6 protein-coding genes and 2 pseudogenes are annotated in these 7,553 nt (G+C 64.9%); 6 read left to right on the top strand and 2 right to left on the bottom strand.

Features of this window, described 5'->3' with window-relative positions; all coding sequences use genetic code 11:
* The 6 genes and pseudogenes from KVT38_RS32665 to KVT38_RS32640 all read left to right on the top strand — a co-directional run.
* A partial coding sequence (locus KVT38_RS32665) for an MsnO8 family LLM class oxidoreductase (RefSeq protein WP_217597931.1) occupies positions 1–794 on the top strand: 794 nt, incomplete at its 5' end.
* An 87-nt stretch (positions 795–881) separates the two neighbouring features.
* Positions 882–2,087: an amidohydrolase gene (locus tag KVT38_RS32660; protein WP_217597930.1), complete on the top strand. Its 1,206-nt coding sequence runs from the start codon at positions 882–884 to the stop codon at positions 2,085–2,087.
* Positions 2,084–3,244, top strand: a complete 1,161-nt coding sequence (solA, locus tag KVT38_RS32655; RefSeq protein WP_217597929.1) for an N-methyl-L-tryptophan oxidase — start codon at positions 2,084–2,086, stop codon at positions 3,242–3,244. The genes KVT38_RS32660 and solA overlap by 4 nt, the downstream gene beginning before the upstream one ends.
* 13 nt (positions 3,245–3,257) lie before the next feature.
* Positions 3,258–3,770, top strand: a complete 513-nt coding sequence (locus KVT38_RS32650) for a DinB family protein (protein WP_217597928.1) — start codon at positions 3,258–3,260, stop codon at positions 3,768–3,770.
* Between the two features lie 3 nt (positions 3,771–3,773).
* Positions 3,774–4,304: a GNAT family N-acetyltransferase gene (locus KVT38_RS32645; RefSeq protein ID WP_217597927.1), complete on the top strand. Its 531-nt coding sequence runs from the start codon at positions 3,774–3,776 to the stop codon at positions 4,302–4,304.
* A gap of 31 nt (positions 4,305–4,335) precedes the next feature.
* Positions 4,336–5,670, top strand: a pseudogene (locus KVT38_RS32640) (LLM class flavin-dependent oxidoreductase).
* Positions 5,671–6,209: 539 nt separating this feature from the next.
* Here the strand turns inward: KVT38_RS32640 and hisC are convergent.
* Both hisC and ssuB read right to left on the bottom strand, forming a co-directional pair.
* Positions 6,210–7,319 carry a histidinol-phosphate transaminase gene (gene hisC / locus KVT38_RS32635; protein ID WP_217597926.1) on the bottom strand — a complete coding sequence of 370 codons (1,110 nt, stop codon included), beginning with the start codon at positions 7,317–7,319 and terminating at the stop codon, positions 6,210–6,212.
* Positions 7,320–7,339: 20 nt separating this feature from the next.
* Positions 7,340–7,553 (bottom strand): annotated as a pseudogene (ssuB, locus tag KVT38_RS32630) (aliphatic sulfonate ABC transporter ATP-binding protein); the annotation flags it as partial.

The raw sequence follows: 7,553 nt of genomic DNA, 5'->3' as shown, positions 1-7,553 counted from the left end.
GGGGCGTCAGGCTGCACCACTACAGCCCGTATAAGGACGCCGAGAACTTCAACGTGCTCGCGACGCTCTCGCCGGGCCGCGTTGAGCTGGGCGTCGGGCGCGCGCCAGGCGGACTGCCGCGGTCGACGCGCGCGCTGCAAGGCGAAGCCGGCCAGACCGCGGATCTCGAGAGCAAGCTCGGCGAGCTCGAGCAGTATCTGAGCGGCCCTGCGGGCGAAGCGCACCCGCTCGCCGGCGTCCAGGCGAACCCGCTGCCCGCTGCGCCGGCGGCGATCCATCTGCTCGGTACGAGCGTGTCGAGCGCCGAGCTGGCGGCCAGGCGCGGGTATCCGTACGCGTTCGCGCTGTTCATCAACAACGACCCGGAGACGGCGGCGCGCGCCTTCGAGACGTACCGCACGAACTTCGACTACAGTACGGGCCGCCGGCCCAGGGCGATCCTCGCATTGTCGGTTATCGCATCGGACACCGAGGCGGAAGCCGCCGAGCTGGCGGGCGAATTCAAAAATGTGCGTGTCACGCTGGCAAGCGGCAAGACCGTTAACGTCGGCACGCTCGAGCAGGCCGAGGAGTTCGCCCGGCAGGCCGGCGAGACGTTTACGGCGGAGGTGCGCGACGCGGACATCACCCGCGGTACGAAGGAGCAGGTACGCGAACGGTTGCTTACGCTGGCCGATACTTACGGCGTGCAGGAGCTGCTGTTTACGACGATTTTGGCGGACTTCGAGAAGCGCGAGCGTTCGATACGGTTGATCAAGGAAGCGTTCGAGGAGCTGCCGGTCGGCGTCGAGTAATTTTTGATGAGCGGCTGACCGACAGCAAGCGCGTGTAAGGCGGTTGCCTGTTCCATCATGACCGCAAGACCGAAGGAGGGACATGAGATGAGTCTGACTGCAGATAGGCCGCTCGAGAGGCATTTGATCGACATACGCCGCCATCTGCACGCCAACCCGGAGCTGTCCGGCGAAGAGTACGAGACGACTGCGGCGATCCGAGAATGGCTGCGGCAGGAAGGTGTGCGCATTGCGGATTACCCGCTGAAGACCGGTCTCGTCGCCGAGATCGGCGGCTTGCTTGGCGGCCCGGTCGTTGCGCTGCGCGCGGACATCGACGCGCTGCCGATCCAGGAGGAGACGGGATTGCCGTTCGCCTCGCGGCGGCCCGGCGTCATGCACGCCTGCGGTCACGATTTTCATACGGCCGCATTGATCGGCGCCGCCGTGCTGCTGAAACGCCGGGAAGCGGAGCTGCCGGGCACGGTGCGACTGCTGTTCCAGCCGGCGGAGGAAAAGGCGAAGGGCGCCGCGCAGGTCATCGAGAGCGGCGCGCTTGAGGGCGTTGCCGCGGTGTTCGGCCTGCACAACAAGCCGGACCTGCCGGTCGGCACGGTCGGCATCCGAACCGGCCCGATCATGGCGGCCGCGGACGGCTTCGCGGTCGAGGTCGACGGCAAAGGCACGCACGCCGCCGTGCCGGAGGCGGGACTCGACCCGCTCGTGACGGCAGCGCATATGCTGACGGCGCTGCAGAGCATCGTCAGCCGCAACGTCAGTTCGCTCGACAGCGCGGTCGTCAGCGTCACGCGGCTCAGCGCGGGCACGTCCTGGAACGTCATTCCGGAAAAAGCGATCTTCGACGGCACGATCCGCACGTTCGACGAAGGCGTTCGCGCCGAGGTGCGCCGCCGCTTTGAACAGGTGGTCGACGGCGTGGCGGCCGCCTTCGGAACAACCGCGCGTACACGCTGGACCGGCGGTCCGCCGCCGGTCGTCAACGATGCGCGGTGGGCCCGTACGGCGGCGAAGGCTGCCGAGCGGGCGGGCCTCGCGGTCGTGGAGCCGAAGCCGTCGCCGGCAGGCGAGGACTTCGCGTTGTATCTCAAGGAAGCGCCAGGGGCGTTCGTCTTCCTCGGCACGAACGGTTTGCGCGAGTGGCATCATCCGGCGTTCGACGTCGACGAAGCCGCGCTCCCGCAGGCGGCTGCGTACCTGGCATCGGCGGCGCTTGAAGCGCTAGCGGAATTGTCCGGCGACGACGCCGGCCCGGACCCGGTCGCAGCGCGTGCCGAAGCGGGTACGAGGCCGTGAGCGGCTCTCATTCGTACGACGTCATCGTCGTCGGCGCAGGCTCGATGGGGATGAGCGCGGGCTACCATCTGGCTGCCCGCGGTCTGAAGACGCTGCTCGTCGATGCGTTCGATCCGCCGCACACGGGCGGCAGCCATCATGGCGAGCCCCGGCTCATCCGCCATGTATACCACGGCGGCCCGCATTATGTCAGGCTCGCGCTTCGGGCCGACGCCCTCTGGCGGGAGCTGGAGGAACGGACGGGCGAGCGGCTGCTCGAACGGTCGGGTGTCCTGAACGTGAGCGATCGGGACGTCTACGCTTACGACGGACGGTTCGCCGACGCCGATAGCGAGGGCATTCGCTACGAGTCGCTGGACGCTTCGGAGATTATGCGGCGATGGCCGGGGTGGAAGGTGCCTGCGCATTACCGCGGTCTATTCGAGCCGGACGCCGGCTATTTGTACAGCGAGCGCTGCGTCGCGGCGTACCGGCGCGAAGCGCTGGCGGCCGGCGCGGAGCTGCTGACCGATACTGCCGTCCTTGGCATCGAGGCGCGCAAAGGCTCGCTCACGGTAAAAACGAACCGCGGCGAATACGCGGCCGGCCAAGCGCTCATCACCGCCGGCGCCTGGTTCAAATCGCTGGAACCGAGCGTGACGCTGCCGATCCGGGCGGTCCGCAAGGTCGTCGGCTGGTTCGAGGCCGACGAACGACTCTATGGCGCAGGTCATCTGCCGGGCTTCACGTTCGGCGGTCCGGCGGGCGGATACTACGGGTTCCCGAGCATCGGCGGCGCCGGCGTCAAGATCGGCCGGCACGACGGCGGCCGTCCGTGGCAGCCCGGCGAGCGCTTCGAGTCCTTCGGCGCGTATCCGGAGGACGAAGCCGACCTGCGGGCGGCGCTTCGCGAATTTCTTCCCGGCGCCGAAGGCCGCCTGATCCACGGCGCGGCATGCAAATACGAGCTGTCCCCGGACGAACAGTTTCTGATCGACGCGCATCCGGAGCTTCCCGGCGTGCTGCTCGCCGGCGGCTTCTCGGACAACGGCTTCAAGTTCGCGAGCGCGATCGGCGAGGCACTGGCCGAATGGACCGCATCCGGCGTTCCTCCGCAAGACCTGCTGCCGTTTTCGTTCTCCCGTTTCTCGTCGGCAACCGCCGTTTCCACCCCATAAGGAGGTCTTTTGAATGAGCAATCACAACGCCGACATCGACGCGTTTACGAGTACTTACGATTGGCTGACGGACGCCGTCCGCGGACTGGACGTCGCCGCGCTGACCTGGAAGCCGGGTCCGGGCAAATGGAGCGCGACCGAAGTGCTCGTGCATCTGGCCGATCATCTGATCGTCGTGTCGTTCCGCATTCGCGAGATTTTGTCCGGCTCGCAGGTGCGTCTGCCTGCGTTCAGCCAAGATCCGTGGGTCGAAGGCCAGTACGGCAACGAGGCGGAGGTTGCCGACGTGCTGGAGGGTTTCCGCTCGCTGGTCGCTTACAATGCGCGCCTGCTGCGCAGGCTGTCGCCCGCGGATTGGGAGAAGGAGGCGATTAACGCCAAGGGCGACCGGGTGACGCTCGCCGACGTCGTGCGCGGCTTCGCATCGCATGCGAAGCATCATCTGGGCCAGATCGACCGGATCAAAGCGGCTGAATCGGCGGCAGGCGGACTCGGGACGACGGCTGCCGCACGAGAGGGGGCCTGAACGATGGCGCAATCGGATATTAGGGTCCGTGACGCCGAGGACCGCGACCGCGAGGCGATCCGGGAGGTGCTGCTCGCGGCTTACGGCGAATACGAGGGCACGATGCCCGAGGAACGCTGGATCGAGTATAAGAACAATATCGCGGCTTCGGTCGACGCGCCAGGACCGTTCGCCCGTCTGGTAGCCGAGCGGGAAGGCAAGCTCGTCGGCAGCGCGGTGCTGTTCGACTCCTCGATCGTCGCCTACGGGCGCGATCTCGGCATCGAATCCCCGATCGTCCGCCTGATCGCCGTGAGTCCCGAAGCCCGCGGCCAAGGCGTCGCCACCGCGCTGCTCCGAGAGTCTGCGATTCGCGCCAAGGCGCACGGCGGCGATACGCTGCACCTGCACACCTCCGATCTCATGGCATCCGCCGTTCGCCTATACGAGCGCCTCGGCTTCGAGCGCGCCTTCGACAAAGACATTTACAACGGCGACATCCTCGTCAAGAGCTACCGGCTCCACCTGAACGACGCCGCACTGCTGAAGATCTGAATATCCCCCCCCAATTAAAGGAGGCTATAAAATGAGCGCACGCAAAAAGCTGAAGTTCGGCGCCCTCATCCACGGCGTCGGCGGCAATATCTCGGCCTGGAGACATCCGGAAATTCCGTCCGACGCGAGCGTCAGCCTTCCGTACTACGTACAGGCCGCGCAAAAGGCGGAAGAAGGCTTGTTCGATCTCGTCTTTATCGCAGACGGTCTTTATATCAACGAAAAGTCGATTCCGCATTTTCTGAATCGCTTCGAACCGATCACCATTTTGTCCGCGCTTGCGGCCGTCACAAAAAAGATCGGGCTTGTCGGCACGCTGTCTTCCTCGTACAGCGAGCCGTTTACGGTAGCGCGCCAATTCGGCTCGCTCGACCAGATCAGCGGCGGACGCGCAGGCTGGAATGTCGTCACTTCCCCGCTCGAAGGCTCCGCCCGCAACTACGGGAAGACGGAGCATCCGAGCCACGACGAGCGCTACCAAATCGCCGAAGAGTACCTGGCGGTGACGAAGGGGCTATGGGATTCGTGGGAGGACGACGCCTTTGTGCGCGACAAGGCTTCCGGCGTGTTTTTCGATCCTTCTAAAATGCACAAGCTGAACCATAAGGGCAAGTACTTCTCCGTCGAAGGCCCGCTCAACGTCGCGCGTTCCTAGCAGGGGCAGCCGGCCATCTTCCAGGCAGGCTCCTCGGAGAGCGGCAAAAACCTGGCGGCCAAGGAAGCCGACGCCGTCTTCACCGGCCAGGAAAATCTGCAGGAGGCGAAGATTTTTTACAAGGACGTCAAAGACCGGGCGGTCGCCTTCGGCCGTTCGCGCGACGACATCGTGATCCTGCCCGGCATCGGACCGATCATCGGACGCACGCAGGAGGAGGCGGAGCGCAAATACGAGGAGATCGCGAATCTCGTCTCGATCGATAAAGCGCTTGATTACCTCGGCCGGTTTTTCGAGCACCACGACTTCTCTCAGTACCCGCTTGACGAGCCGTTCCCGGACGTCGGCGATCTTGGCAGCAACAGCTTCCGAAGCGGCACGGACAAGATCAAGAAGGACGCGCGCGAGCAAGGGCTGACGCTGCGTCAGGTGGCGCTTCGCGCGGCGACGCCTCGCGGCCAGTTCATCGGCACGCCGGAGCGGATCGCGGACCAGCTTCAGCAGTGGCACGAAGAAGAAGCCGCCGACGGCTTCATCATCCATTCGACGCTCCCGAGCGGCTTGAACGACTTTGTCGAGCTCGTGGTGCCGATCCTGCAAGAACGCGGCATCTACCGCACGGAATACGAAGCCGACACGCTTCGCGGCAATCTGGGCGTGCCGATCCCGGCTAACCGGTATACGCTTGCAAGGGCTTCTGTGCAGGTATAAGACAAAAAAGGCGCCGGCGGTGAGGCGTGCCGGCGCTAATGCCGCGCTGGTGCACCGAATATGTGCACCATGGCGCCTGCCGCGGGGCGTGCCGGCGCTAATGCCGCGCTGGTGCACTGAATATGTGCACCATGGCGCCGGCCGCGAGGCGCGCCGGCGCTAATGCCGCGCTGGTGCACCGAATATGTGCACCATGGCACCTGCCGCGGGGCACGCCGGCGCCATGGTGCACCGAATATGTGCACCATGGCGCCGGCCGCGAGGCATGTCGGCGCTAATGCCGCGCTGGTGCACCGAATATGTGCACCATGGCGCCTGCCGCGGGGCACGCCGGCGCCATTGCCCCGCTGCATAAGCAAATTAACGCACTGTTCCACCCCGCGTGCCGAGGCTCCAGACGCTTTGGGCTGTCCCAGACGCTCTAATAAATCGCAAAACGGGATGAAGCAGGAAACCCCCCTGCATCATCCCGTTTTGCTTGTTGCGCTTCCTATTAGAGCTTTCGCATTGATATGAAGAGCTTGAAAGACCATCTCTTTTTAACGCGCCGAAGGCTGCAAGGCGTTCCTTAGCGCATCTACGACCGCCCGGTTCTCTTCCGAGCGTCCGATCGTGACACGAAGCCAGGTCGGCATGCCGAACTCTCGTCCGGCCCGCAACTGAATGCCGTCCCGCAGCAGCAGCTCGTATACCGGTCCGCTATCCCTGCCCAAGTCGACCATGATGAAGTTCGTCTCCGACGGAATGTAGGAGAGTCCGAGCTCGCGACACGATTTTACGTAAAAAGCTTTGCCTTCGCTGTTGTTGTCCAGAACCGCACGGACGTGCGCCTCGTCGTCGAGACTGGCCACAGCCGCCGCTTCCGCCAGGCGGTTCACGTTGAGCGGCGGACGGATCCGGTTGATCGCGCGTACGGTCTCGGCGCCTGCGATGCCGTAGCCGACCCGCAGGCCTGCCAACCCGTAAGCTTTGGAAAAGGTGCGAAGCACGATGAGGTTCGGATATCGGTCGAGTAGCCGGACGGTATCGGGAAAATCGGCCGGCGAAGCGTACTCGAAGTACGCTTCGTCGACGACGACCGCGATGCCGTCCGGCAGTCCATGTAGAAAACCGTCAAGCTCCGAGGCGTTTAAATAGGTGCCGGTCGGATTGTTCGGGTTGCACAGCCAGACGAGCCGCGTGGCGTCCGTGACCGCGGACCGGACAGCGGCCAGATCGATCCGATGGTCGCCGTCAAGCGCGACCTCGACGGGGATGCCGCCGGCGGCGAGCGTCGCGATCCGGTACCAACCGAAGGAAGGGACCGGGTACACCGACTCGTCCCCTTCGTTCAGGAATGCCAGCGCGGACAACGAGAGCAGTTCGAAGGAGCCGTTGCCGAAAATCAGCTGATCCTCGCCGACGCCCAGCTTGAGGGCGAGCTTCTCTCTTAGCGACGTCTGATGCGGATCGGGGTATAAAAACAAGTCGGCGGCCGCCCGCCGGACAGCCTCGACGGCGAGCGGAGACGCGCCGAGCGTCGTCTCGTTCGCCGAGAGCCGGATGGAGCGAACGGGGGGCGCGTCCGCTTCGGCGGACGGTCCGGCGGCTTTGGCTGGAATATAGACGGGGATGCCGGTAATAGACCGGCGAATGGATACGTTGCGCATCGCGATTCCTCCTGTTCAAATCAGATCGTATAGCTCAGCTTGCGTTCCCGGGACGACAGCGCTTCGTCTTCCCGGCGTCCCAGTACGCGATCCAGAATCAGCCGCTCGTAATAGGCGAAGCCGCTGTCGCGCTCTCTCGGGCGCGCCAGCTCGATCCGCACGTCCAGCTCGACGCGGCCGTCCTCGATGTGGAGGACGCTGCTGGCCTGGGCGACGGCTTCGCTCACGTCGTCT

The organism is Cohnella sp. GbtcB17, from assembly GCF_019091135.1.
Lineage (GTDB): Bacteria > Bacillota > Bacilli > Paenibacillales > Paenibacillaceae > Cohnella.
Note: the sequence above shows the minus strand (reverse complement) of the source record. Positions and strands in the feature narration are given on the sequence as shown.